Origin of the sequence: Methylorubrum aminovorans, assembly GCF_022179725.1 — a bacterium.
Lineage (GTDB): Bacteria > Pseudomonadota > Alphaproteobacteria > Rhizobiales > Beijerinckiaceae > Methylobacterium > Methylobacterium aminovorans.
Genome location: NZ_BPRC01000008.1, coordinates 77,431 through 102,873, shown reverse-complemented (window position 1 = coordinate 102,873; position 25,443 = coordinate 77,431). Strand labels below are relative to the sequence as shown.

19 protein-coding genes are annotated in these 25,443 nt (G+C 68.8%); 7 read left to right on the top strand and 12 right to left on the bottom strand.

Features of this window, described 5'->3' with window-relative positions:
- Positions 1-378: 378 nt before the first annotated feature.
- Positions 379-1,581 carry a pyridoxal phosphate-dependent aminotransferase gene (locus MFF24_RS13040; RefSeq protein WP_166059209.1) on the bottom strand — a complete coding sequence of 401 codons (1,203 nt, stop codon included), beginning with the start codon at positions 1,579-1,581 and terminating at the stop codon, positions 379-381.
- Between the two features lie 454 nt (positions 1,582-2,035).
- Here MFF24_RS13040 and MFF24_RS13035 point away from each other — a divergent pair, with 454 nt between their 5' ends.
- Positions 2,036-4,018, top strand: a complete 1,983-nt coding sequence (locus tag MFF24_RS13035; protein ID WP_108940009.1) for an acyl CoA:acetate/3-ketoacid CoA transferase — start codon at positions 2,036-2,038, stop codon at positions 4,016-4,018.
- A 156-nt stretch (positions 4,019-4,174) separates the two neighbouring features.
- On the opposite strand, the gene MFF24_RS28830 is transcribed toward MFF24_RS13035, so the two are convergent.
- Positions 4,175-5,608 (bottom strand): collagen-like domain-containing protein, encoded by a 1,434-nt coding sequence (locus tag MFF24_RS28830; RefSeq protein WP_283214498.1) that lies wholly within the window; start codon positions 5,606-5,608, stop codon positions 4,175-4,177.
- Between the two features lie 640 nt (positions 5,609-6,248).
- On the opposite strand from MFF24_RS28830, the gene MFF24_RS13025 reads away from it, so the two are divergent.
- The 3 genes from MFF24_RS13025 (at position 6,249) to pyrH (ending at position 9,409) form a co-directional block, all read left to right on the top strand.
- Positions 6,249-7,328, top strand: a complete 1,080-nt coding sequence (locus MFF24_RS13025) for a 30S ribosomal protein S2 (RefSeq protein WP_133089433.1) — start codon at positions 6,249-6,251, stop codon at positions 7,326-7,328.
- A gap of 129 nt (positions 7,329-7,457) precedes the next feature.
- A complete protein-coding gene (tsf, locus tag MFF24_RS13020; RefSeq protein WP_108940011.1) occupies positions 7,458-8,378 on the top strand; it encodes a translation elongation factor Ts in 921 nt (306 codons plus the stop codon).
- Positions 8,379-8,686: 308 nt separating this feature from the next.
- Positions 8,687-9,409, top strand: a complete 723-nt coding sequence (gene pyrH, locus MFF24_RS13015) for a UMP kinase (protein WP_238224816.1) — start codon at positions 8,687-8,689, stop codon at positions 9,407-9,409.
- 109 nt (positions 9,410-9,518) lie between these two features.
- Here the strand turns inward: pyrH and ppa are convergent, their stop codons facing one another.
- Together ppa and MFF24_RS13005 are read right to left on the bottom strand one after the other, a co-directional pair.
- Entirely contained in the window at positions 9,519-10,064 is a 546-nt protein-coding gene (ppa, locus tag MFF24_RS13010; protein WP_108940013.1) for an inorganic diphosphatase, read from the bottom strand.
- Between the two features lie 272 nt (positions 10,065-10,336).
- A complete protein-coding gene (locus tag MFF24_RS13005) occupies positions 10,337-10,840 on the bottom strand; it encodes a GNAT family N-acetyltransferase (RefSeq protein ID WP_238224813.1) in 504 nt (167 codons plus the stop codon).
- 137 nt (positions 10,841-10,977) lie between these two features.
- Between MFF24_RS13005 and MFF24_RS13000 the strand changes: the two genes are divergently transcribed.
- Together MFF24_RS13000 and MFF24_RS12995 are read left to right on the top strand one after the other, a co-directional pair.
- Positions 10,978-11,703: a fused DSP-PTPase phosphatase/NAD kinase-like protein gene (locus tag MFF24_RS13000; RefSeq protein WP_238224810.1), complete on the top strand. Its 726-nt coding sequence runs from the start codon at positions 10,978-10,980 to the stop codon at positions 11,701-11,703.
- Positions 11,704-11,713: 10 nt separating this feature from the next.
- Positions 11,714-12,712 carry a WcbI family polysaccharide biosynthesis putative acetyltransferase gene (locus MFF24_RS12995; protein WP_238224808.1) on the top strand — a complete coding sequence of 333 codons (999 nt, stop codon included), beginning with the start codon at positions 11,714-11,716 and terminating at the stop codon, positions 12,710-12,712.
- A 63-nt stretch (positions 12,713-12,775) separates the two neighbouring features.
- Here MFF24_RS12995 and lpxD read toward each other — a convergent pair whose 3' ends face one another.
- The 7 genes from lpxD to frr form a co-directional block, all read right to left on the bottom strand.
- The gene (gene lpxD / locus MFF24_RS12990; protein WP_238224806.1) at positions 12,776-13,831 is read right to left on the bottom strand and encodes a UDP-3-O-(3-hydroxymyristoyl)glucosamine N-acyltransferase; all 1,056 of its coding nucleotides are present in this window, start codon (positions 13,829-13,831) and stop codon (positions 12,776-12,778) included.
- Positions 13,832-13,992: 161 nt separating this feature from the next.
- Complete coding sequence (gene bamA, locus MFF24_RS12985; RefSeq protein ID WP_108940018.1) at positions 13,993-16,557, bottom strand: outer membrane protein assembly factor BamA; 2,565 nt, start codon at positions 16,555-16,557, stop codon at positions 13,993-13,995.
- Between the two features lie 359 nt (positions 16,558-16,916).
- The gene (gene rseP / locus MFF24_RS12980; RefSeq protein ID WP_108940019.1) at positions 16,917-18,077 is read right to left on the bottom strand and encodes an RIP metalloprotease RseP; all 1,161 of its coding nucleotides are present in this window, start codon (positions 18,075-18,077) and stop codon (positions 16,917-16,919) included.
- Between the two features lie 216 nt (positions 18,078-18,293).
- Positions 18,294-19,472: a 1-deoxy-D-xylulose-5-phosphate reductoisomerase gene (dxr, locus tag MFF24_RS12975; protein WP_238224805.1), complete on the bottom strand. Its 1,179-nt coding sequence runs from the start codon at positions 19,470-19,472 to the stop codon at positions 18,294-18,296.
- 96 nt (positions 19,473-19,568) lie between these two features.
- Positions 19,569-20,432 (bottom strand): phosphatidate cytidylyltransferase, encoded by an 864-nt coding sequence (locus MFF24_RS12970; RefSeq protein WP_238224803.1) that lies wholly within the window; start codon positions 20,430-20,432, stop codon positions 19,569-19,571.
- Positions 20,432-21,211 (bottom strand): isoprenyl transferase, encoded by a 780-nt coding sequence (locus MFF24_RS12965; RefSeq protein WP_108940022.1) that lies wholly within the window; start codon positions 21,209-21,211, stop codon positions 20,432-20,434. Before MFF24_RS12965 ends, MFF24_RS12970 begins: the two co-directional genes overlap by 1 nt.
- Before the next feature lie 120 nt (positions 21,212-21,331).
- Positions 21,332-21,895: a ribosome recycling factor gene (gene frr, locus MFF24_RS12960; RefSeq protein ID WP_017485443.1), complete on the bottom strand. Its 564-nt coding sequence runs from the start codon at positions 21,893-21,895 to the stop codon at positions 21,332-21,334.
- A 467-nt stretch (positions 21,896-22,362) separates the two neighbouring features.
- Between frr and MFF24_RS12955 the strand changes: the two genes are divergently transcribed.
- Positions 22,363-24,051: a methyl-accepting chemotaxis protein gene (locus MFF24_RS12955; RefSeq protein ID WP_238224801.1), complete on the top strand. Its 1,689-nt coding sequence runs from the start codon at positions 22,363-22,365 to the stop codon at positions 24,049-24,051.
- 15 nt (positions 24,052-24,066) lie between these two features.
- On the opposite strand, the gene MFF24_RS12950 is transcribed toward MFF24_RS12955, so the two are convergent.
- Positions 24,067-25,344 carry an FAD-dependent monooxygenase gene (locus MFF24_RS12950; protein ID WP_238224799.1) on the bottom strand — a complete coding sequence of 426 codons (1,278 nt, stop codon included), beginning with the start codon at positions 25,342-25,344 and terminating at the stop codon, positions 24,067-24,069.
- Between the last annotated feature and the right edge of the window lie 99 nt (positions 25,345-25,443).

The window sequence follows — 25,443 nt, the reverse complement described above, 5'->3', positions numbered from 1 at the left end:
CGTCTGGTTGGTTTTCCCTTGCGAAAGACCGTTAACGGATCTGGCGCCAACCCGGGAACACCGTTCCCGATCCGGGCTGGAGCCCGGATCGGCGAGGCTGGGAATCGGGTGGGCCATGCGCCGAAATCGCGGTTCCTGTTCCCCGCGCTTCCGACACACCTGCAGCCGCTCGGCCCACTGAGCGTCACAGGAACGGCGCAGAGAACTGGTCCGCACCGCCCCGTCACTGCCGGCCCCGCCGCCACGCAGGCCCGAGAGGGCTCGCGAAACCATCAGGCGCATCGGCCGCGGGGAGGGCCGATGTAGAGGTCCGCGCCGCCGCGAGCAACCGCGCCGTGACGCCGCTGCCCTTCCGGCGACGCAAGGCCGACGTGCGGCTTATCGCAGCGAGCCGCAGAAGCGCTGGATCCGCCGGCAGGCCTCCTCAAGCGTCGTGTTGGAGGTCGCGTAGGAGATGCGCAGGTTCGGGCCGAGGCCGAAGGCCGAGCCGTGGACCGCCGCAACGCCCTCGGCTTGGAGCAGTTCGGTGACGAAGTCCTCGTCCGTGGCGATGGTCTTGCCGGTCTCGGTGGTCTTGCCGATCAGATCGGCACAGGACGGATAGACGTAGAACGCGCCCTCCGGCACCGGGCATTTGAGGCCGTTCGACTGGTTCAGCATCGAGACGACGAGGTCCCGCCGCTCCTGGAACGCCGCCTTGAAGCGGGCGAGATGCTCCTGCGTGCCGTCGAGCGCGGCTACCGCCGCCCATTGCGAGATCGAGGAGGCGCCCGAGGTCTGCTGGCCCTGCACGAAGTCCATCGCCTTGATGAGCTGCTCAGGGCCCGCGGCGTAGCCGATGCGCCAGCCGGTCATCGCGTAGGCCTTCGAGACGCCATTCATGGTGAGCGTGCGCTCGTAGAGGCCGGGCTCGACCTGAGCCGGGGTGACGAATTCGAAATCGCCGTAGGTCAGGTGCTCGTACATATCGTCGGTGAGCACCCAGACCTGCGGATGGCGCATCAGCACGTCGGTGATCTTCTTCATCTCGTCGCGGGTGTAGGCGGCCCCCGAGGGGTTCGACGGCGAGTTGAGGATGATCCACTTGGTTTTCGGCGTGATGACGCGCTCCAACTCCTCCGGCTGGAGCTTGAAGTCGTGCGCCATGTCGGTGTCGGCGAAAACCGGGGTGCCGCCGCACAGGATCACCATCTCCGGGTAGGAGACCCAGTAGGGGCGGGGGATCACCACCTCGTCGCCGGGGTTCAGGGTCGCCAGCAGCGCGTTGTAGATGACGTGCTTGCCGCCGGTGCCGACGATGGTCTGCGAGACCTTGTAGTCGAGCCCGTTCTCGCGCTTGAACTTCTTGACGATTGCCTCGCGCAGCGGGTTGATGCCGGAGACCGGCGGGTACTTGGTCTCGCCGCGGCGGATCGCGTCGATCGCCGCCTCCTTGATGTGGTCGGGCGTGTCGAAATCCGGCTCGCCCACCGAGAGGCTGATGACGTCGACGCCGGAGGCTTTCAGCTCACGCGCCTTCTGGGTCATCGCGATGGTCGCGGACGGCTTCACCCGCGAGAGGGCGTCGGCGAGAAAGCCCATGGCAGATCTCCGAAAGGTCTTCGAGTGTCGGTGGGCCCGAAAGATGTTTCCGGGCATCGGGGCCCTCGTAATCATGCGTCGCGGCACGGGCAAGCGCGGCGAGCGGGAAGCTGCCTCCCGGCTCCCGTCCCGATCCAGCCGCGGGGCGGCCACGGCGACGACGCTGCGGCCAGCTGCCGAACGGACTGCAATTTTTCTCAAGCTGGAACGAAGAGTTTTTCAGGCGTAAGCTGCCGCGGTTATCGGTTATTGTTACAGACAAGATGTGCAGTTTATTGCAGTGCGACAGCATATCGATGCGCTGCAATGAGCATTGCATGCAGAATTCAAACGGTCCAATGCAGATGGAATTGATCCGCTCCTGCGAGGCCGGGCGACAATATTACGAGCGGGCGCGGCAAGAGGCGGGCGGTGCCGCCCCGCCGGGTCAGGCAAGCGGAGGACGGCGGCGTCTATGAAAAAGAACAAGGTCATCACGGCCGAGGAGGCGATCGCCCTCATTCGCGAGAACGACGTCCTGACGACCACGGGTTTCGTCCAAAGCTGCATCCCGGAGGCGCTGCACGCCGCGCTGGAGAAGCGCTTCGTCGAGACCGGCTCACCGCGCGGCCTCACCCTGATCATGACCGCAGGTGCCGGCGATTCGAAGGGGCTGGGCACCGGCCGTCTGCACCATGACGGGCTGCTCTCGCGGGTCATCGCCGCCAATTTCGGGCGCATGCCCAAGGTGGCGCAGGCGGCGCAAGCCAATCTGATCCGTGGCTACAACCTGCCGCAAGGGGTGATCTCGCAGCTCTACCGCGCCTGCGCCGCCGGCCAGCCGGGGCTGTTCTCGAAGGTAGGGTTGAAGACCTACGTCGATCCGCGCCACGGCGGCGCCAAGGTCAACGATCTGACGACCGAAGACATCGTCAAGCTCGTCGAGGTCGATGGCGAGGAGTGGCTGTTCTACACCGCCACCAAGATCGACGTGGCCTTCATCCGCGCCACCTCGGCCGATCCGTCGGGCAACCTCTCCTTCGAGAAGGAGGCGCTGACCCTCGACTGCCTCGCCCAGGCCATGGCCGCTCGAAACAACGGCGGCATCGTCATCGCCCAGGTCGAGCGCATCGTCGATGACGGCTACCTGCTGCCCAAGGACGTGCGCGTACCGGGCATCCTCGTCGACGGCGTCGTCGTGGCCGAGCCCGAGATGCACCGCATGAATTACGGCGTGATGTACGACGCCGCGCTCGCGGGCGAGATCCGCGTGCCGGTCACCGGCATCAAGCGGATGCCGCTCAACGAGCGCAAGATCATCGCGCGGCGCGCCGCCTTCGAACTGCCGCCCAACGGCGTGGTCAATCTCGGCGTCGGCGCGCCCGAGGGCATCTCCTCGGTCGCGAACGAGGAGAAGATCACCCCCTACATCACGCTCACCACGGAAGCAGGCGCGGTCGGCGGGGTGCTGGCCTCGGGGTCGAGCTTCGGCGCGGCGACGAATGCCGACTGCATCATCGACCAGAACCAGATGTTCGACTTCTACGACGGCGGCGGCCTCGACATGACCTGCCTCGGCATGGCCGAGTGCGACGGCGCCGGCAACGTCAACACCTCGAAATTCGGGGGCAAGCTCAACGGCTGCGGCGGTTTCATCAACATCTCGCAGAACGCCCGCTCGGTGGTCTTCGCCGGCACCTTCACCGCGGGCGGCCTGGAGATCGCCGTCCAGGACGGTCAGGTGAAGATCGTCCAGGAGGGCCGGGCCCGGAAGTTCGTCACCCAGGTTCAGCAGAACACCTTCTCCGGCCCCTACGCGGTCGAGCGCTCGCAGCCGGTGATCTACGTGACCGAGCGCTGCGTCTTCCAGCTCACGAAGGAGGGGCTCGAACTGATCGAGGTGGCGCCGGGCATCGATATCGAGCGCGACATCCTCGCCCACATGGATTTCGCCCCCGTGGTGCGCAATCCGGTGACGATGGACGCGCGCATCTTCCGCGACGAGCCGATGGATCTGATCTCGGACCTGCTCAACCTCGACCTGAAGTCCCGCGTCAGCCTGGATGCCGAGCGCAACATCCTCTTCATCAACCTGGAGGGCTGGTACTGCCGGGTGAAGAGCGACATGGACGAATTGCGCATGACCATCGTCGAGGCCTGCCGCAAGGCCGGCCAGCGGGTCAACGCCGTGATCAACCACGACGGCTTCCGGCTCAATGAGAACCTCTATGACGATTATGCCGGGATGATCCAGTATCTCCAGGCCAACTACTACGCGACGACGACCCGCTACGCGACCAGCGCCTTCCTCCGCCTGAAGATGGAGGAGGCCCTGACCAAGCGCGGCGTCGCCCCCCACGTCTTCGAGCGCAAGGAGGAGGCCCAGGCTTTCCTCGGCAGCACCGAGGACAAGAAGGCCCGGAAGATGATCTCGCCGGCGGTGGCCTCCGCGGCTTGAGCGCGGCGAGCGCCACGCCCGACCGACACTCGCCTTGGGAGCGCTCGCCCGGGCCCCGAGCGCACTTCAACGAAGTGGATGCCGGTTCGCCGAGCGAGTACGCGCCAAGCCAAAGAGATCGAGGCGGGATCCGACCTAGCCTCGTCGGGCACGGCTCTAGACGGGAGGGAAGAAGCCCGGCGGGCCCTGAGGCCCTTGAGGCCCCTGCGGTCCGGTCGCGCCGGTAGGGCCTTGCGGCCCGGCCGGTCCCTGCGGTCCGGCGACGCCCGGCGCTCCCTGCGGACCGGCCGCGCCGGGGGTGCCGGTCGCTCCTTGAGTGCCTTGTGGGCCTGCCGGACCTTGCGGTCCGGCGACGCCCGGCGCTCCCTGCGGACCAGCCGCGCCGGGAGTGCCGGTCGCTCCTTGCGTGCCTTGTGGGCCTGCAGGACCTTGCGGTCCGGCGACGCCGGGCGCTCCCTGTGGACCGGCCGCGCCGGGGATGCCGGTCGCTCCTTGGGTGCCTTGTGGGCCTGCCGGACCCTGCGGGCCGGTCGCGCCGGTGGGGCCCTGCGTTCCCGCGACGCCGGGCGTGCCTTGCGCGCCCGCCGATCCCTGCGGTCCTGTGGAGCCCTGGGGGCCCGCCGGCCCCTGCGATCCGACGGCACCCGGTGTGCCCTGGGCGCCGGCCACGCCGGGAAGGCCCTGCGGCCCGGCCGGACCTTGCGGGCCGACCGCCGGAACGACGCGAAACCCGTTCGGCCGCGCGGCGAAAGGATCGACCAAGCGAACCTTGAGGGTATCCTCGCGCTGCCGCCGCAGCAGCGACTTGTCTTCCTGGCCGAAATAGACGCGAAGCCCGCCGAGGCCGGCACGGTAATCGCGTTCGCCGATCCGCCCCTCGGCAAAGACCGAGATGCCGACGGGGCTCAGCAGCGGGAGCAGATACTCCGCCCCGGCGGCGACGGCATGGATTCGGTTCTCGTAGCGGTGGCCGACGCTGAAGCGGAGGTCGTCGGTCGCGTACCAGGACAGGTCGATCTGGTCGAAGAAATGCTGCGCGCGATCCCCCATCTGCCAGCCGGCGATGCCGTCCACGGTGAAGCGATCGAGGAACAGGGCGCCCTCGCCGGCGATGCGCCCCATGGTCGTGCCGACATCCTGAAGGCCGTAGCTCCGGATGGACGTGGCGTAATCGACGGAGCCGTAGAGGCCGATCAGGCCCTTGGTCGGGTCGCGCAGGAAGGCATGCCCGGCCGTTCCCAGGCCGAGGTCGCCCCCGTTCGAGATCGCCGCGAGATCCGCCTGGAAGCCGAACGACCGCCCGATGGGAAAGGCCAGCGAGCCCGCGGCATAGGCACCGTTTCCGGCCCGGAAGCCACCGGCGCCGCCTTCGATCGCACCGACGACGCCCGAGACGGCGCGCAAGGGCGGCAAAGGGGGAAGCGGTCCTGATACGGGCACCGGCTCGGCGATGGTCGCCTTGCGCGAAGGCGACGGGCGCGAGACGGCCTGGAGATCGCGCAGACGCCGCCGCGCCTCGACAAGCTCGGCTTTGGCTTCCTGGTTCTCGCGTCTCAGCCGCTCCTGCTCGGCCTGAACCGAGCGCAGCATCTGGTAAAGTTCTTCATTCGTCGGAGCGGCCTGGACAGGCGTTGTCAGTGCAGCCGCCAGCATTCCGGTCGCGCCCGACCGGGTCCAGCGCCACAGACGCCCCGTCGATACATGGCCCCGCATGTTGCTCCTCGCTTCAACTCGATACAAAGGTGTCGATACGAACTTTACGTTGGGCTATTTGTGCAGATAAACGGTTTTATTTGCGAAAATCGGCAGATTTTTCTGTGAGATATAGTTCCATTATCAAATGGATCTCCAGTACAGCTCGGGTCATAGGGTGAAAGATCGAGCTGTGCTGTAGCGGATTCGCAACAAATGTGAATCCGGACGTCAGATGAGACGCTTTGTGCTGTCTTTTCGACGGGAGGCCTGTTGTCCCGGTGAGGCGAGCGTCCGGAGAGCGGAAATGTCGGGCATGGCGTGCCTGCTTGATCGGCCAAGCCGCGACGAGGCAGTCGAGCGGACGATGGCGAGCGTCGGCAGGCACGCCGCCTTGCCATCCCGTCCCGTCTCTGCTAACGCCCCGCCCATTCCACACGCGGAGCCGGCCCCATGCCTGAATGGGGCGTTTCCGGTGGCCGGCCGATCAAGCCGGCTACATCCTCCGCGGCGGTATCAACCGGAGAGAACAAAAGTCATGGCCGTCGATTTCTCTATGCGCCAGCTCCTCGAGGCCGGCGCCCATTTCGGGCACCAGTCGCACCGCTGGAACCCGAAGATGCAGCCCTACATCTTCGGCACCCGTAACAACATCCACATCATCGATCTCGCCCAGACCGTGCCGGCGCTGCACGCCGCCCTCCAGGCGGTGAGCGACACCGTCGCCCGCGGCGGTCGCGTGCTGTTCGTCGGCACCAAGCGTCAGGCGGCGGATGCCATTGCCGAGGCCGCCAAGCGCTCGGCCCAGTACTACGTCAACTCCCGCTGGCTCGGCGGCATGCTGACCAACTGGAAGACCATTTCCGGCTCGATCCAGCGCCTGCGCAAGGTCGACGAGACGCTCGAAGGCGGGGCCGTCGGCCTCACCAAGAAGGAGCGCCTCATGCTGACCCGCGAGAAGGACAAGCTCGAGAAGGCGCTCGGCGGCATCAAGGACATGGGTGGCGTGCCCGACCTGCTGTTCGTGATCGACACCAACAAGGAGCAGCTGGCGATCAAGGAGGCCCAGCGCCTCGGCATCCCGGTGGCCGCCATCGTCGACACGAACTGCAACCCGGACGGCATCTCCTACATCGTGCCGGCCAATGACGACGCCGGCCGCGCCATCGCGCTGTATTGCGACCTGATCGCCCGCGCGGCGATCGAGGGCATCGGCCGCGGCCAGGGCGCGCTCGGCATCGATGTCGGCGCCTCCGAGGAGCCGACCGCCGAGGAGCTGCCGGCCAACGACGACGTGGTGGGTTCGGACTCGGCGGCCTCCGTCGCCTCCGACGCGATCGCCCCGGCCGACGTTGCCGCGCTCGCCGAATCGACCGAGCATTTCGAGCAGCTCGCCGCCCCCCGCGGCGCGCCCGACGACCTGACCAAGCTCACCGGCGTCGGCCCGCAGCTCGTGCAGAAGCTCAACGATGCCGGCGTGTGGCACTACTGGCAGATCGCCGCCATGCAGCCCGAGGACGTGGCCAAGCTCGACGCCGACCTGAAGCTCAACGGCCGCATCGACCGTGACGGCTGGATCGCGCAGTCCCGCGGCTTCGTCGAGGCCGCCGCCGCGTAAGTTGCAACGCTCGCCGCCGGGTCTCGCCCGGCGGCCCGATCGTCATCTTTCTGCAAAGCCCGGTGCTTTCAACGAGCGCCGGGCTCATTCGCTTCAAGACCCGCAATTCCAGACCCCGAGAGGATCGCCATGGCCAACATCACCGCCGCACTCGTGAAGGAGCTTCGCGAAAAGACCGGCGCCGGCATGATGGATTGCAAGGGCGCGCTCAACGAGACCAACGGCGACCTCGAAGCGGCGGTGGACTGGCTGCGCAAAAAGGGTCTCGCCAAGGCCGCCAAGAAAGCCGGCCGCGTCGCGGCCGAGGGCCTCGTCGCCGTCGAGTCCGCCGGTCGTCACGCGGCCATCGTCGAGGTGAACTCCGAGACCGACTTCGTCGCCCGCAACGACGGCTTCCAGGCCTTCGCCCGCGAGGCCGCCAAGCTCGCGCTCAACACCGACGGCACCCTCGAGGGCCTCCAGGCTGCGACCTTCCCCGGCTCGTCCGAGACGGTGCAGGAGAAGCTCTCGAACCTGATCGCCACCATCGGCGAGAACATGACCCTGCGCCGCGTCGAGAAGCTCGAAGTGAGCAAGGGCGTGATCGCCTCCTACGTCCACGGCCAGATCAGCGAGGGCCTCGGCAAGATCGGCGTGCTCGTCGCGCTTGAATCCGAGGGCGACGTCGAGTTCCTCTCGTCGCTCGGCCGCCAGATCGCCATGCACATCGCTGCCACCAGCCCGGTGGCGCTCGACGCTTCCGGCGTCGATCAGGCCGTGGTCGAGCGCGAGTCGAACATCCTGCGCGAGAAGAACGCCGGCAAGCCGGACCACGTGATGGCCAAGATCGTCGAGAGCGGCCTGAAGAGCTACTACAAGGAGGTCACCCTCCTGGAGCAGCCCTTCGTCCACGACAGCTCCAAGACCATCACCCAGGTGCTCAAGGAAGCCGCGGGCAAGGCCGGCGGCGAGGTCGCGATCAAGGGCTTCGTCCGCTACGCGCTCGGCGAGGGCATCGAGAAGGAAGAGGGCCCGGACTTCGCCGCCGAAGTCGCGAGCATGTCGCGCTAAGCGCTCTCGCCGAAGGGGAGACCGGATCGGCCTGAGAGAGCGCGGTCCGGAAAGGTCTGATACGGCCTCCGCTTCATCAAAGCGGGGGCCGTATCAGCGAGCCCGTGCGGCGCTTGAGCGGAGCCCAAATCCGCCATCCCGAAGGGATCAGCCGGATTTGGTACGAGAGCCGGTCACGGCGCTCATCATCACCGATCCTCACAGGACGTCTTGAGGGGGCGGCGGCAGGAATGCCGCCGCCCCTCGACGTTCGGGCTTCCGTGTTGCTAGAAGCCGCGGCGCGACCTGCCCGAGCCGACGAGGATCCGATGCCGGAGACGACGCCCTACCGCCGAGTCCTCGTGAAGCTGTCCGGCGAGGCGCTCGCCGCTCCCGACGGCTACTGGCTCCATCCGCCGATGCTCGCGGGTCTGGCCGAGGACATCGCCGCTACGGTCGCGCGCGGGGTGCAGATCGCGGTGGTGGTCGGCGGCGGCAACCTGATCCGCGGCGCGCGCATCTCGCAGGCCGGCTGGATCGACCGGGCGACCGGTGACTCGCTCGGCATGATGGCCACCGTGATGAACTCGCTGGCCATCGAGACCGCGCTCAACGCCGCGGGCGTGCAGGCGCGGACCATGTCGGCGGTGTCGATGCCGACGATCTGCGAGACCTATGCCCGCCAGCCGGCGCTGCACCACCTCGACAAGGGCCAGGTCGTCGTGCTCGCGGGCGGCACCGGCAATCCCTACTTCACCACCGATACGGCCGCGGTGCTGCGCGCGGCGGAGCTGCGCTGTGACGCCGTGCTGAAGGCGACCCAGGTCGACGGTGTCTACTCGGCCGACCCGAAGCGCGACCTGGACGCCGTCCGCTACGATCGCATCACCCACGACGAGGCCATCGCCCGCGATCTCAAGGTGATGGACACCGCTGCCTTCGCCCTCGCCCGCGAGAGCCGGCTCACCATCGTGGTGGGCTCGGTGCATGCGCCCAGTTCGATCAACGCGATCCTGACGGGCGCCTCGGTCTCCACCCGCGTGGTGCCGTAGCCGGCGGGTTCCTGCCTGGAAGCCCCTCGCCCCGCGTGCGGCAAGAGGGATAGCGAGCGACAGCGGCCCGGTGGAATGACCGCCGTCGCTCGACCCGTCATGGAAAAAATCAGCCGGCCTTGGTCTTCTGCGCCTTCTCGCGCTCGATGCCTTCGAGGATGAGGCGCTGGGCTTCCGCCTTGTCGCCCCAGCGCACGACCTTCACCCACTTGCCGGGCTCGAGATCCTTGTAGTGCTCGAAGAAGTGCTGGATCTGGCTGACCGTGATCTCGGGCAGGTCGGTGTAGTTCTCGATCCGGTTGTAGCGCTGGGTCAGCTTGCGCGAGGGCACGGCGATGATCTTCTCGTCCTCGCCGCCGTCATCCTCCATCACCAGCACGCCCACGGGACGTACCGAGATGATCGCGCCCGGAATGATCGCGCGGGTGTTGGCCACCAGCACGTCGCAGGGATCGCCGTCACCGGAGAGCGTGTGGGGGATGAAGCCGTAATTCCCCGGATAGAACATCGGCGTGTAGAGGAACCGATCGACGACGAGCGTGCCGGCATCCTTGTCCATCTCGTACTTGATCGGCTCGCCGCCGAGCGGAACCTCGATGATGACGTTGACGTCTTCCGGCGGGTTCTTGCCGATCGAGATGGCGTTGATGTCCATGGGCCTGTGCTCTCTGAAATCCGGCCGTCGGACGCGTCGCCCCGTCCGGCGGATGCATCGTGCGGGGGCGGCTCACGGTGCCGCACCCATCGTCCGATGTCTTAGATTGTGCGGGGGGGAAATGAAATCGGTCCTCCGGCCAAGTTGGCGCGTCCTCCGCTGTCCCGCGCTATAAAATGCCGGTTTGTTCGATGAGGCGGCGTCCCGATCCGCTTCGTTCGCGCTTCGGATGCGGGAGCAAGCCCTCGCACGGGACGGGCTCGGGTGGACGATCAGGCAAACAGGTAGCCGATCTTCGGCAGGCCGATGCCGGAGAGCTGCTCGACCGCTTCCGGGCCGGCGACGCCGCCCAGGCACGCGTAGAAGCGGCAGGCACGGGGATTGTCGGCCAGCGCCCAGACGCCGATGCGGGTGAGGCCGCGGTCGATCAGGTCGTTGCGCACCGCCCGGAACAGGCGGGTGCCGAGCCCGAGGCCCTGGAATTCCGGGGCGATGTAGAGTTCGGTGATCTCGCCATCCGCTCGCAGGCTGCCATCGCGCGCCCGGCCGTAGGCGGCGTAGCCCGCGACCTGCTCGCCGAAGGCGACGACGACGAGGCCCCGCCCGCCGATCATGCCGCGCCACGTCTCGGGGCCGCGGCGGGCGAGGAACCGCTCCAGGGCGACCCCCGGGATGATCCCCTGATAGGCCTCGCGCCACGCGGCATCGAACACCGCCGAGAGGCCGGCGGCATCCGCAGGGCGGGCGCGGCGCAGGCTCACCGTGTTCGTCGTCATCGCGGGCTCCGATTGCCAACGGGCCGCGCATGATGGTGGCAAAGGGGCGGGTTCGGCAACGGGCCGAGTGGGGGCGCGTTGTCGCCCGAATCGCGGGCTGTTAGAGGAACGCTCCGACAGGCCTCTCGTAGCGATCCGTGTTCAACCGCTTCCTTCCTCCCGAGATCCGATACGCGCGGCGCATGGCCCGCATCGCGAAGTTCGAGCGGCCGATCGACGGCTCCGCCTCCCGGGCGAAAGCCTGGGCGAACATGCTGCTCGTCGATCACGGGATCTTCCGCCTCGCCTATCTCAACCGGCACCGGATCGGCTCCGGGCTGGTCTGGCGCTCGGCCCAGCCGACGCCGCACCAGCTCGCCTGGTTCAAGCGCCAGGGCGTGCGCACGATCGTGTCTCTGCGCGGCGGACGCGAGCACGGCTCTTGGCCGCTCCAGCGCGAGGCCTGCGAGCGGCAGGGGCTGACGCTCGTCGAGTTCGTGCTGCGCTCCCGTGAGGCGCCCTCCCGCGAGACCCTGCTCGCCGCCCGCGATTTCTTCGCCGGTCTCGAATATCCGGCGGTGATGCATTGCAAGTCGGGCGCGGACCGGGCCGGGCTCGCCGCCACCCTGTTCCTGATCCTGCACGAGGGACGGCCGGTGCGCGAGGCCCTGCGCCAGCTCTCGCCGCGCTACGGCCATTTCCGCTTCGCCAAGACCGGCATCCTCGACGCGTTCTTCGCCACCTATCTCCGCGAGGGCGAGGCGCGCGGCCAGAGCTTCCTCGAGTGGGTCGAGTACAGCTACGATCCCCAGGCCGTGACGCAAAACTTCCGCGCCGGCTTCTGGTCCGACCTCGTCGTCGACCGCCTGCTGCGGCGCGAATAGGCGCGCCGCCTTGGCCCTCCGGCTTTCGCGGCTGCTCGCCGCCGTCCCTCGATCATGGACCGGGCGGCGCGGGTCGGACGAGATCGGCCTGAACGGTCCCCGGATCGCGGTGATCGGAAATTGCCAAGCCAAGGGCGTGGCCGAGGCCGTGCGCATCCTCGCGCCGGGGGCGCGGGTGCGGCTGATCCCGATGAGCACCCTGGGCCGCGGCGGGCAGCGCCTCGACGCTTTCGCAGCGACGCTCAAGGCGTGCGACCACGTCTTCTCTCAGCCCTTTCCGGCGGGGTTCTTCCCTGAGGGCGGCTCGGACGCCCTGCGCGAACGGCTGCCGCGGATGCGGCTGTTTCCCTCCATCGTCTTCACCGCCTTCCATCCGGACGCGGTCTATGTCGGCGATCTCACCTCTGTGGCGCGGGTGAAGCTGGTGCCATCACCGCTCGGCACCTACCACTCGGCGATCACCCTGTTCGGCTTCCTCAAGGGATTGCCGCCGGAGCGGATCGTCGGGCTGTTCCGCGAGGCCGTCTTTTCGCAGCTCGGCTATCTCGACGCCTGGGATCTCGCCGCGGCGGACCTGATCGCGTCGAGCCGGGCGATCGGCTTCGACCTCTCGGACGATCTGCTGCGCTGGTCGCGCGGCGGCCAGTTCATGCACAACATCAACCACCCGCGCCTGACCGTGCTCGGCGACATCGCCGCGCGGCTGCTGCGGGAGGCTGGCATCGCCCCGCGTCCGGTCGCGGTCGAGGCCTACGCCCCGGACGCGCTGCTCGATGACGCGATCTGGCCGGTCTACCCGCCGGTGGCGACGCTCTACGGCGTGGCGGGCTCGACGGTGTTCAAGCGACGCCAGCGCCGGGGTGCTGCCCCCGAGACGATCGGTCTCGACGCCTTCGTCGCGGAGAGCTTCGCGATCTACCAGGCGCAGCCGCGCGAGACCCTGACCTGCCACCGGATCGAGCACTGGGCAGCCTCGCCGGAGATCCGGACCCTGTTCGAAACTGCCTGAAGGCCGGTCACGGGTTCCCAAAGGGCAGGCCCTTGGGCGGATCTCAGGGCTTCGCCCTGAACCTTACCCCTCCGCCTCGTCCTTGCCTGAGCGCTCGGCGAGGCGGGCCAGCGTCGTCATCTCGCGAAACCACGTCCGCACGGGCTTGGCCGGTGTGCCGCCCCAGCGCGAGCCCGGCGGCACGTCGCGGTTGACGTTGGAGGAGCCGGCGATCTGCGAGCCCATGCCGATGCGCAGATGGCCGACGACGCCGACCTGGCCGCCGAGCACCACGTAATCCTCCAGCGTGGTCGAGCCGGAGATGCCGACGCCGGAGACGATCACGCAGTGGCGGCCGATCACCACGTTGTGGGCGATCTGCACGAGGTTATCGATCTTGCTGCCCTCACCGACCACGGTGTCGCGCGAGGCACCTCGGTCGATGGTGGTGTTGGCGCCGATCTCGACATCGTCCTGGATGATGACGCGGCCGACCTGCGGCACCTTGAGATGGCCGCCCGCACCCATGGCGAAGCCGAACCCGTCCTGGCCGATCCGGGCGCCGGGATGGACGATGACGCGGTTGCCGACGAGCGCGTGGGTCAGGGTCGCGCCCGCGCCGATGGAGCAGTCGCGGCCGATCCGCACGTTCGGCCCGACGACGGCGTTGGGGCCGAGCACCGTACCGGAGCCGATCTCGGCGCCGGGGCCGACGACGGCGCCGGGATCGACGCGCACCCCATCCTCCAGGCGCGCCTGCGGATGGATATGTGCACCGGGGGAGATCCCGCTCGCAGCAAACAGCGAGCCCGGCCGCATCGCTTCCTCGTAGAGGCGGGCCAGCAGCCCGGCATAAGCGCGGTAGGGGTCGCGGGTAACGAGGGCGATCGTGCCGGCCGGAACCCGAGGGGCGAAGCGCGGCGAGACGAGGCAGGCCAGTGCCCGCGTCGTGGCGAGGACGTCGCCGTAGCGGGCGTTGTCCATGTAGGCGAGTTCGGTCGGACACGCGGTTTCGAGGGGTGCGGCCCCGGTCACCGCCTGCGCCGGGTCGGCGCCCTCGGGCAGCGCAACACCGCAGGCTTCGGCCACGGCGCCGAGGGTCAGGCCGCCTTTCGGCGCGATGAAGACGGGATCTGACATGCGATTCGAAGAGGCCGGCAGGGGAGGGGTCCGAGCGCCGCTATAGCGCTCTTCGCCGGAAGGGGGCACCCGCCCGGAACGGAGGGCGTGCGACAAAACAAAAGAGCCGTGCCCGACCGGTGACGGTCGGACACGGCTCTCTCAAGCGAATGTGTCGTGGATCAGAAGCGCGAGCCGCCGGAGAAGCGGAACGCCTGGGTCTGGTCCTTGCCGACCTTACCCAGAGCCGTCTGGACACCCTCGTCCTTGGACAGCGCGTAGGCGTAGTCGAAGCGGATCGGGCCGAGCGGCGAGTTCCACAGGATCGAGGCACCGACCGAGGAGCGGATCGTCGGCTTGTCGCGGACGTTCACGCACTCGGGCTCGACCTTGATCGCGCTGGCGCCGAAGTTCGTGTAGTTGCAGCCCGATCCCGGTGCGAAGCCGTTGATGAAGCCGTCACGGTTCACGTCGAAGTTGCGGCGGCCATCATAGCCGAACAGCGTACCGGCATCGGCGAAGACCGCGCCCTTCAGGCCGAGATCCTTGGGCAGGCCCCAGATCGGGAACTGAACCTCGACCGTGGCGCCGAAGTAGGTCGTGCCGCCGATGGCGTTCGAGCGTGCATCGGCGATGCCGACGTCGCGCGGGCCGAGGCCGTTCGGAGCGAAGCCGCGGACCAGCGACGGGCCGAGGAAGAACTGGTCGGTGATGCGCAGCGGCTGATTGTCCAGCGCCGAGATGTGACCGCCCTGGAGGCGCACGAAGCCGACCACGTCCTCCCAGAGTTCCTTGTAGTAGCGGGCGTCACCCGTCACGCGGAAGAACTTGGAGTCGCCGCCGATGCCGGCGATGTCGGGCTTCAATTCGCCGTAGAAGCCGTTGGTGGGCCGCTGCAGGTTATCGAGGGTCGAGTAGGCCAGGGTGACGCCCGCGAGCGAGGTCAGCACGCTGCCCTGCTGGCCCTTGAGCGCGATCGAGGCCTCGCCGTCGAAGGCGCAGTTCGGATAGGCCGGAAGGCCACCCACGTCACGCCCGCTCGCCGGATCGATCGTTCCCGCCGGATTGACGGCGGTGTAGCCGGGGATCGCCACCGAGCAGTCGTTGTAGGGCCGCTTGATGGTGTTCGGGACCCGCAGCTCGGTGTTGTAGAGCGAGTAGCGGAAGGTGACGCCGAATTCCTCGGTGATCGGCAGGCCGAGGCGGAGCTGACCGCCGTAGACCGTCGTCTCGTAGCGCGACCACCGGGTCAGGTCGGAGTACTTGTAGAAGGCGTCGAAGCCGGCGGCGAGGCGGTAGCCGAGGAAGTACGGCTCGGTGAAGGAGAAGTCGATGCCGCGGGCATACTGGCCGCCCTGCACCGCGAGGCGCACGTACTGGCCGCGGCCGAGGAAGTTCGACTCGGAGACCGAGACCTCGCCGATGATGCCGTCCTGGGTGGAGTAGCCGCCCGCCACCGAGAACGAACCCGTGGGCTGATCCTCGACGTCGATGTTGACGATCACCCGGTCCGGCGCCGTGCCCGGCTCGTTGGAGAAGCGGACCTTCTTGAAGAAGCCCAGACCGTTCAGGCGGCGCTCGGCCCGGTCGACCAGCACGCGGTTATAGGCATCGCCCTCGGTCAGATCGAGCTCACGGCGGATGACGTAGTCGCGGGTGCGGGTGTTGCCGCGGATGTTGATGCGCTCGACGTAGACGCGCGGGCCATCCTCGACCACGAAGCCGAGGGCCACCTGATGGGTGGCGCGGTCACGCTGGCCGGTGGGGCGCACCTGGGCGAAGGGATAGCCCTGGCGGTTGACCTCGTTGGTGACGCCGACGAGCGTCTTCTCGACATCCTCGGCGTTGTAGACGTCGCCGACCTGGGCGCGGATCTGCCCGTCGAGCGCCTCGCGGTCGATGCCGGGGATGCGCGGATCGACGGCCACCGCGCCGACGGTGTACTGCGCGCCTTCCTCGACGGTGACGGTGATGACCCAGCCGGCCTCCTCGCCAGCCTCGACGTAGCGGGCATCGGCGTTCACGACGCGGAAGTCGGCGTAGCCGTTCTTGAGGTAGTAGCGGCGCACGACGTCGAGGTCGGCGGAGATGCGGTCGGGATCGTAGACGTCGGAGGTCTTGATGAACGAGAGGAAGTTCATCTCGGAGGAGGACATCAGACCCTTGAGGGTCCGCTCCGAGTAGACGCTGTTGCCGACGAAGTTGATGGCGCGGATACCGGTCTTGTCGCCCTCGTCGATGGTGAAGACGACGTCCGCGCGGCCGGTGGGCAGGTCGACGGTGCGGTAGCTGACCTTGGCGGTGCCACGGCCCGAGCGCTTGTAGACGTCGCGGATGCGCTCGACGTCGGCGGCGATCACCGCCGGGCTCAGGGCGCCGCGGTCCTTGGTCTCGACGACGCTCTCGAGGGTAGCCTTCTCGATCTTCTTGTTGCCCTCGAAGAAGACGCGGCCGACCACGTTGTTCTCACGCACGCGCACCACGGTGGTGCCGCCGCGGCCGGAGACCTGCACGTCGGAGAAGAGGCCGGTGGCGAGAAGATTGCGCCGCGCCTCCTCGGGCGATCCGGAGGCGGTACCGGTGACGTAGGAGCGGATGGTATCGGCGTCGACACGGCGGTTGCCTTCGACGACGATCTGCTGCGCCTGTGCGGCCGCGCCGCCGAGGATCACGCTGGCGGCGGTGGCGACCAGAACGATGGCACGCTCCGCCGACTTTCGCCGGCGCTTTCCCGTCATCGACATCATGTAATCGCCCGTCTCTTTTTATCTCAGCACGGGTTCGCACCCGCGGGCGGCCGCCCTTAAGGCTCGCCGCCCTCTGGTCCCGGCCACGCTTGTATCGGGATTCCCCCACGAAGCAAACGCGAGGGCCGTCCGACATACCGGGATTTTGGGGGGTCGTGGCCTTCGCGCCACTTAACGGCGAAGCGCCTTTACGATCGATCTCAGATTAGCGTGAATAGGGCGTAAATATGATGCCGAACACGACTTTTCGGTTCGTGTCGCAATCGCGGCAACCTGGCGTTAACCGTGAGCGCGAACGGCCCGGCGGGTTCGCCGGGCCGTCGATTCGGGCAACAGATACTGCAGGGGAAGGCCCCGCGTCAGGTGCCGCGCTGGCTCAGCGAGGCGCCCAGGTTGAGGATGTCGTTCCAGGCCGCGAACAGCATCAGCATCAGCACGAAAGCCAACCCGATGCGGAAGCCGATCTCCTGCGCCCGCTCGCTCAAGGGACGGCCGCGCACCGCCTCGAAGGCGTAGAACATCAGGTGTCCGCCATCGAGGAGCGGGATCGGGAACAGGTTGAGGAGTCCGATCGAGACCGACAGCAGCGCGACCAGCCCGATCAGCCCGCCGACGCCGCCCACGCGGGCGACCTCGCCGGAGACCCGGGCGATGCCGATCGGGCCGGAGAGCTGGTCGGCGGATTCGCGGCCGGTGACGAGCTTGCCGATGTAGTCGAAGGTGCGCTCGACCACGAAGGCCGTCTCATGGACGCCCAGTTTCAGGGATTCGAAGGGGCCGTAATGCACCAGCTTGGCCGCGTCGGCCTTCGGCCCGTTGATGCCCAGACGGCCGAAGCGGTGGCGGCCGAAGGGGGTGCGCTCCTCGATCATGTCGGGCACGGCGGTCAGCGTCTGCACCTCGCTCCCGCGATCGACGGTGATCGACAGGGAGGAGCCGGCGGCAGCCGAGACGACGCGCTGCATCTGATTGAAGGTCTTGACCGGCTCGCCGTCGATGGAGCGGATCACGTCGCCCGGCTGGAAGCCCGCCCGCGCGGCGGCGCTGTTGGGCTGCACCGCCTCGACGCGGGCCGGCGTCTCGTAGCGGCCGGTGAAATAGATCGCGCCGGCGAAGACGGCGATCGCCAGGATGAAGTTCGCGATGGGGCCGGCGGCGACGATGGCCGCGCGCTTGGCGACCGGCTGGGTCGGGAAGCTGATCGCCCGCTCGTGCGGGTTCATGCGGGCGACCGCCTCGGGATCGGGCACGCTGGCGCCGTTGGCGTCGCCGACGAACTTCACGTAGCCGCCGAGCGGGATCGCAGAGAGCTTCCAGCGGGTCCCCCGCCGGTCGGTGAAGCCGACGACCTCAGGGCCGAAGCCGATGGAGAAGGCGGTGACACCGACCCCGCACCAGCGCCCGACCAGGAAGTGGCCCATCTCGTGCACGAACACGACGATCGTCAGCACGATCAGGAACGGGATCACCGCCCCGAAGAAGCCGGCGGCGTTGCCGCCCATGCCGCTCAAGAATTCCATGGCCATCATCCTTCAGGCCGCGAGACGCGTTGGGAGATCCGTGCACGTCGGGCGCGAATCCGGTCTTGACCGTCCGCCCTGGCAGAGCGAGCCCACAGCCGGCAAGTTGCGGATCGTCGCACGCCTCACGTCCGAGTGCGAGATGTAATCGCGCCCGCGCCCCGTGGGGCCGGGCGGTCCATCCCCGACAACACTTCGTAAAGGTTAATTTCGATCTTAGCCGGCGGCGCGGGTGGCGGGTACACCCTCAAGGCTCCAGGCGCGCACCCGCGCGTCGATGGCCAGCGCCTCCTCGACGTCCTCCGGGGCGTGGCCGAACTCGGCGGCGAATTGCTCGACCGCCCGCTCCACCAGCTCGGCGATGCCGTAGAACGGGATCGCGCCGCGGATGAAGGCGGCGACCGCGATCTCGTTGGCGGCGTTCATCACGGTGGGCGCCGCGCCGCCTTCGGCCAGCGCCGCGCGGGCGACGCGCAGGCAGGGGAAGCGCGCCTCATCCGCCGGCTCGAAGGTGAGGCTGCCGGTGGCGGCGAGGTCCAGCGGACGGCCTCGGGCGATCTCCAGGCGGTCACCGAGGCCGAGGCAGTGGGCGATCGGCACGCGCATGTCGGGCATGGCGAGTCCGGCGGTCACCGCGCCGTCGCGCCATGCGATCAGCCCGTGGACGATCGATTGCGGGTGGACGATCACATCGAGCCGCTCGGCTTCGATGGCGAAGAGGTGGTGGGCCTCGATCAGCTCCAGCCCCTTGTTCATCAGGGATGCGGAATCGATGTTGATCTTCATGCCCATCGACCAGGTCGGGTGGGCGGCGGCCTCGGCCGGGGTCGCGGCGGCGATGCGCTCGCGGGTCCATGTGCGGAAGGGGCCGCCCGAGGCGGTGAGCGTCATCTTGGCGATGTCGGACACGCGGCCGTCGCCCATGGCCTGAGCGAGCGCGTTATGCTCGGAATCCACCGGCAGGATGCGGGCGCCGTAGCGGGTCGCGTCGCGCATGAAGGCATCGCCCGCGCAGACGAGGCTCTCCTTGTTGGCCAGGGCGATGGTGCGCCCGAGCCGCAGCGCGGCGTGAGTGGGCTTGAGGCCCGCCGCCCCGCTCACCGCAGCCACCACGATGTCGGCCTCGCGGGCCACCGCCTCCAGCACCGCGCTCTCGCCGGCGCCGTTCGGGATTCCCGAGCCCGCGAGCGCCTCAGCCAAGGCCGGGCCGGCGCTCTCGTCGGCGAGCGCGGCGAAATCCGGCTTCAGTTCGCGGGCGAGCTTGGCGAGCGCCGCGGCGTCCCGCCCGCCGACCAGCGCCCCGGCCCGGAAGCGGCCGGCATGCTGGGACAGGAGGTCCGTGGTCGAGCGGCCGATCGAGCCGGTGGCGCCGAGGACGGTGACGGTGAGGCTCACGGGATCAGTTCCGTTCAAGAGTGCCTCACAAAACTTCCGGTCGCTGACCGTTGCTCTTCCTGGCACGATGGTGCGGCGGGAGTTTTGTGAGAGACACTAGGCATTCAGGAGCCGCTGGGCGGCAAGGCACAGGCCGGCGAGGAGCGCGACGGCGAAGAAGCCGTCGAGCCGGTCCATGACGCCGCCATGGCCGGGGATCGAGCGGCCGGAATCCTTGACGCCGTAGCGGCGCTTGAGGGCGGATTCAACGAGGTCGCCGCCCATCGACAGGATCGAGGCGAGGCCGCTGAGCGCCGCGACCACGGCCGGGGAAAGGCCGGGCAGGGCGTCCCAGCCCTGCGCGCGGGCGACGAGGAGGGTCGCGGTCCCGCCGATCACGCCGGCGGCCAGCCCGCCGAGCGCGCCGGACCACGTCTTCTTCGGGCTCACACGCGGCATCAGCTTCGGCCCGCCGATCAGGCGGCCGGTGAAGTAGGCGACGCTGTCGGTCGACCAGACCACCGCGAACATCCAGGCCGGCCCGACGATGCCGATCGCCGGATCGATCCGCAGCAGCGTCGGAACCAGGGCGACCACCGCACCGCCGAGCAGGCCCCAGACCGGCTTGCGCCGGCCCGGACCGTGGCTGAGGGCGAGCAGGCCGAGGCTGCCGGCGAGCAGGATGAGGAGCGGCACCCAGAGCGGTGCGCCGACGAGGACAGTCGCGAGCACGCCGAACAGGGTAACGCCGGTGAGGCCGAGCAGCGGCAGGAGCGGCTCGGAGCGGGTCATGGCGAGCCACTCGGCCGCGCCGACAATCCCGGCAATGAGCCAGATTGCGGCGAAGGCCCAACCGCCGATCACCAAGCTGCCGAGCACCGCCGCGCCGAGCACCAGGGCCGAGGCCAGGCGCAGGCCGAACTCGCGGTTGGCGAAGGGCGGCCGCCCGGCAGGCGCGGGGGGGGCTTCGTTCCGTGCCATCAGCCGGCCCCGGTGCTGAGGCCGCCGAAGCGGCGGTCGCGGCGGTGGTATTCGCTGACCGCCGCCAGAAAGGCGTCGTGGTCGAAATCCGGCCAGAAGCCGGGCTCGATCACGTACTCGGCATAGGCCGTCTGCCATGTCAGGAAGTTCGAGAGCCGCTGCTCGCCGGAGGTGCGGATGACGAGATCCGGATCGGGGATGCCGGCGGTGTCGAGGGCTGCCGTGACCGTCGGGAGCTCGATCTCCTCCGGCCGAAGCCGCCCTTCCGCGACGGCCGCCGCGATGCGCCGCACCGCGCGCAGGATCTCCTGGCGGCCGCCGTAATTGAAGGCCACGACGAGCGTCAGGCCGGTATTGGCGCGGGTGCGCGCCTCCGCCTCGTCGAGCAGTCCAGCGATGTCCGCCGAGAGGTCGGCCCGATCCCCGATCACCCGGACGCGGACGTTGTTGGCGTGCAGATCGGCGAGGTCGCTGCGCACGAACAGCTTGAGCAGGCCCATCAACTCGGAGATCTCCGAGGGCGGCCGGCGCCAGTTCTCGGAGGAGAAGCTGTAGACGGTGAGATAGTCGATGCCGAGGGTGATGGCGGAGCGCACGGCCCGGCGAACGGCTTCGACGCCGCGGCGGTGCCCCTCGAAGCGGGGCAGGCCCCGGCTCGCGGCCCAGCGGCCGTTGCCGTCCATGATGATGGCGACGTGCCGCGGCGCAGGCTGCGCCGCTCCCTCGGGGGCGGCACCCGCCGTACCCCCGATCTGCCGCGCGCCTTCCGAGCGAACCAACGCAGCCTCCCCCTCTTGGCGCACCCCGTGTCGCCTTCTCAGCGGCCCCTTGGCCACGCCTTGGCCACCCCTAGCCGTCGCGGCCCGACCGTTCGTCCCGTTCGATACAGGCCGGAGGCGTCAGACCTGCATGATTTCCTTTTCCTTCGAGGCCAGCACACCGTCGATCTCAGCGATCGCGTCGTCGGTGGCCTTCTGCACGTCGGCGGCCTGACGCTTCTCGTCGTCCTGGCTGATGGCGCCGTCCTTCTCGAGCTTCTTGAGGATGTCGAGCCCGTCGCGGCGGACGTGGCGCACGGCGACGCGGGCCTCCTCGGTGTATTTGTGGGCGACCTTGACCATTTCCTTGCGGCGCTGCTCGTTCATCTCGGGGATGCGCAGGCGGATGGTCTGGCCCTCCGTCATCGGGTTGAGGCCGAGATCGGATTCGCGGATCGCCTTCTCGACATTGGTGACCATCGAGCGGTCCCAGACCGAGATCGACAGCAGGCGCGGCTCCGGCACGCTGACGGTGGCGACCTGGGCCATCGGCATCGACGCGCCGTAGGCCTCGACCTGGATCGGATCGAGCAGGCTCGGGGTCGCGCGGCCGGTGCGCAGCGATCCCAGATCCTTGCTCAGGGACGAGACGGCGCCCTGCATGCGGCGCTTGATGTCGCCGAGATCGAATTCCGGTGTGGCCATGAGTTCAAAGTCCCGATGCGTTCGGGTGGCAGATCGGCGCGCTCGGGACGCGCCCGGCACGCGGTGCCGCTACATGAACGAAAAACCGGGTGGCCGCAAATGCGCTCGAGCCGCTTCCGCAACAGGGACCGGCCGCGACCCGGCGGCCTCCTCCCGCTTCGACCCGTCTGCGTGGCAATCCACTCCGCGGACGGAATCCGGGCCTGCGCGGGCGACAGGGGATGGGCTTGCCGCGAACGGCTTGATCCGCCTCTCTACAGAAACCGCACAGTTCCGGCCTCAAACGCGGCCTTCCTCGGCAGACGTGGAGGCTTCCGGAGGGTCCTCCGGATCTTGCCGGCCAATCGACAGCACCTCGCGGTTTAATCCCGCCGCCGTAGAAAGTGACCATGAGTTAGTAATCTCACGGTAAAATCCCGCTGTGACCACCTAACATATGTAATTCGGGTCGCGTCGGGAGCTGTGTCGTGCCTGTCAGGACTCTGTCAATTCGCTCGAAGCTGATCGGGAGCTTCACCATCCTCACCATTCTGGTGCTCGGATTGGGAGCCCTCAGCCTCGGGGGCCTGTCACACATCAACGGGCATCTTCAGACCATCCAGCGGAACTGGCTCCCCAGCGTCCGCGTCGCGGGGGAGGTCGATGCGCTGACCGGCCGCTACAACACCAGCCTGCTGAGACATGTCCTGACCACGGATGCGAAGAGCCTGGCCACCGTCGAGACCGATGTCGTTCAGCGCGGCAAGAAGCTCGATGCCGCCGCCGATGCCTACGAGTCGCTCATCAGCTCGGCCGAGGAGCGCAAGCTCTACGAGACGTTCCGGCAGGAATGGCGCGCTTTCGCCGGTGTCGGCGAGCGGATCATGGGGCTGTCGCGTCAGGGCGAGAAGACGCAAGCTCTGGCCCTGTATGAAACCGAGGCCGTGCCCCCGCGGCGGCGCGCATCGCTGGCGCTCGAATCCCTGATCAAGCTCAACAACGACGGCGCGGCGGCGGCCGAGGTCGCCTCCACCGATGCCTACGCCTCGACCAAGGTTCAGGTTCTCGGCGCGATCACGGTCGCCATCCTGCTCTCGGTCGGGCTCGCCCTCGTCATCGTCCGCGGCGTCTCGCGCGGCATCGACTCCGTGGTGCGGCCCATGCAGACCCTCGCGGGCGGCGACCTGAGCGTCAGCGTCGCGCATCAGGGTGAGGCGACCGAGATCGGCCGCATTGCCGATGCCGTTCAGGTCTTCAAGGACAGTCTGATCCGCGCGCGTGCGCTGGAGGAGGAGTCCGCCCTCGCACGCGCCTCGGCCGAGGAGCAGCGCAAAGCCGGCATGCGGCAGATGGCCGAGCGTTTCGAGCAGGCGGTCGGCGGCATCGTCGGCATGGTCTCCGCCTCGGCCACCGAGCTCCATGCCACGGCCGAGAGCATGACGACCACGGCCTACCAGACCGCGAACCAGTCCGGCGCGGTAGCCGCTGCGGCCGAGGAAGCCTCGGTCAATGTCAACACGGTGGCGGCCGCCTCCGAGGAACTTGGCGCCTCCGTGCAGGAGATCGGCCGGCAGGTCTCGGGATCGGCGGATCTGGCTCAGCGCGCCGCCAGCGAGGCGGATCGGACGGTTGCGCTCGTGCAGGAACTCAGCGGCGCCGTCTCCCAGATCGGCGATGTGGTGAGCTTGATCTCGAATATCGCCAGCCAGACCAACCTCCTCGCGCTGAACGCCACCATCGAGGCGGCCCGCGCCGGAGAGGCCGGCCGGGGCTTCGCGGTCGTGGCCGCGGAGGTGAAGGAATTGGCGAGCCAGACGGCGCGGGCGACCGAGGAGATCTCGGGCCAGATCGGCCAGATCCAGGGCGCGACGCGTCAGGCGGTCGGCGCGATCGGCTCGGTCACGGAGCGGGTCCGCGAGATCAATTCCGTCACCACGGCCATCGCGGCGGCGGTCGAGCAGCAAGGCGCCGCCACCCAGGAGATCGTGTCCAGCGTGGGTCAGGCCTCGGCCGGCACGACCGAGGTGACGAGCAACATGGTCGGCCTCGCGCGCGCGTCTGAGGATACGGGTGCGGCGGCCTCCCAGGTTCTATCGTCGGCCTCCGAACTTTCGCGCCAATCCGAGCATCTCTCGGCCGAGGTCGCGCGGTTCCTGGCCTCCGTCCGCGCGGCCTGACGACCGCGCGGCCTCTCACAGGGCTTCGCCCCGCAACAGGCGCGGAGTCTCGCCTCGCAGGGCGGAGGCTTGGCCGATGAAGAAGCGCTTCAGGCCCGGCATCCGGTCGACGAGGCCGAGCCCGAAATCCCGGGTGAGGCGCAGCGCCAAGCTGTCGTTGGAGAACAGGCGATTGAGCCCGTCGGTCGCCGCCGCCATCGCCACGCTGTCGAAGCGGCGCGCCTGCTCGTAATCGCGCAGCACGGCGTCGGCGCCGGGGTCGAGGCCGAGCCGCAGGGCGCCGGTGACGGCTTCGGCCAGCGCCGCCGCCCCGGCGAGCCCGAGATTCAGCCCCTGGCCCGCCAGGGGATGGATGACGTGGGCGGCGTCCCCGAGGAGCGCGAGGCGTGGCGCCCGGAAGCTGCGGGCGATGCCGAGATGCAGCGGGTGGGCGCTCGGACCGTGCTCCAGGGCGATGCGGCCGAGTTCGGGCCCAAACCGGCGCTCGATCTCGGCCAGCGTCTCGGTGGCGTCCCCGCCGAGCAGGGCCGGCACGTCGGCGCTGCGCTCGGTCCAGACGATGGAGGAACGGTGGCCGAGGTCGCCCCCCGCCTTGAGCGGGAGGATCGCAAAGGGGCCGCTCGGCAGGAAGTGCTCGAAGGCGCGGCCCTCGTGGTCGCGAGCATGCTGAATCGTCGCGACGATACCCGATTGCGGGTAGGACCAGCCGACCCAGCCGATTCCGGCGGCCTCGCGCAGGGCCGAGCGCGCTCCGTCGGCGGCGACCACCAGCGCAACCTCCTCCGTGCTGCCGTCGCTCAAGCTGACTCGGTTCGCGCGCGGCCCCGGCACCGCACCGCGGATTCCGGCGGTGACGAGCCGGACGCCCGCCTCGCGCGCGGCGTCGAGGAGCACGCTGACCATCGGTTCGGCCTCGACCATGTGGGCGAAGGGCTCGCCCGCGCTCTCCTTCTCGGTCCCGTCGCCGAAGGTGAGGAAGACCGGCCGCACCGGATCGCCGACGCGGCTGTCGCTGATGACGAGCCGGCGCATCGGTTCCGCTGCCGGTTCGATGCGCGGCCACAGGTCCAGCTGCTCGAACATCCGCCGCGGCCCCGCCGCGACGGCGTAGGCGCGCCCGCGATGGCGCGCGGCGCCCGCCTCGAGGCCGGGATCGCAAACTGTCACGTCGAGGGCCGGGCCGTGCGTCCGCTTCAGGGCGACCGCCAGGGTGAGGCTGGCGATACCCGCTCCGGCGACGAGCAGGTGACGGCTTCCGGGACGATGTCCGGGACGGCGATCCGTTGTGTTCATCGGCCTTCCTCTTCCTCGGCTCCGGCGAGGCGTTTCCGAGTGTTCCCTCGAGCCTACCCCATAGACCGCGCGGGGCGCGCACGCGATCCCGTGCAGGCG

Excerpts from the sequence above, each read along its gene's own strand:
- MFF24_RS12970 (WP_238224803.1), bottom strand. The coding sequence starts at position 20,432 with ATGGCACGGAACGAAGCCCCCCCCGCGCCTGCCGGGCGGCCGCCCTTC.
- ppa (WP_108940013.1), bottom strand. The coding sequence starts at position 10,064 with ATGGACATCAACGCCATCTCGATCGGCAAGAACCCGCCGGAAGACGTC.
- MFF24_RS13035 (WP_108940009.1), top strand. The coding sequence starts at position 2,036 with ATGAAAAAGAACAAGGTCATCACGGCCGAGGAGGCGATCGCCCTCATT.
- MFF24_RS28830 (WP_283214498.1), bottom strand. The coding sequence starts at position 5,608 with ATGCTGCGCTCGGTTCAGGCCGAGCAGGAGCGGCTGAGACGCGAGAAC.
- rseP (WP_108940019.1), bottom strand. The coding sequence starts at position 18,077 with ATGGAATTCTTGAGCGGCATGGGCGGCAACGCCGCCGGCTTCTTCGGG.
- tsf (WP_108940011.1), top strand. The coding sequence starts at position 7,458 with ATGGCCAACATCACCGCCGCACTCGTGAAGGAGCTTCGCGAAAAGACC.
- MFF24_RS13025 (WP_133089433.1), top strand. The coding sequence starts at position 6,249 with ATGGCCGTCGATTTCTCTATGCGCCAGCTCCTCGAGGCCGGCGCCCAT.
- MFF24_RS12950 (WP_238224799.1), bottom strand. The coding sequence starts at position 25,344 with ATGAACACAACGGATCGCCGTCCCGGACATCGTCCCGGAAGCCGTCAC.
- frr (WP_017485443.1), bottom strand. The coding sequence starts at position 21,895 with ATGGCCACACCGGAATTCGATCTCGGCGACATCAAGCGCCGCATGCAG.
- bamA (WP_108940018.1), bottom strand. The coding sequence starts at position 16,557 with ATGATGTCGATGACGGGAAAGCGCCGGCGAAAGTCGGCGGAGCGTGCC.
- MFF24_RS13040 (WP_166059209.1), bottom strand. The coding sequence starts at position 1,581 with ATGGGCTTTCTCGCCGACGCCCTCTCGCGGGTGAAGCCGTCCGCGACC.
- lpxD (WP_238224806.1), bottom strand. The coding sequence starts at position 13,831 with ATGTCAGATCCCGTCTTCATCGCGCCGAAAGGCGGCCTGACCCTCGGC.
- MFF24_RS13005 (WP_238224813.1), bottom strand. The coding sequence starts at position 10,840 with ATGACGACGAACACGGTGAGCCTGCGCCGCGCCCGCCCTGCGGATGCC.
- pyrH (WP_238224816.1), top strand. The coding sequence starts at position 8,687 with ATGCCGGAGACGACGCCCTACCGCCGAGTCCTCGTGAAGCTGTCCGGC.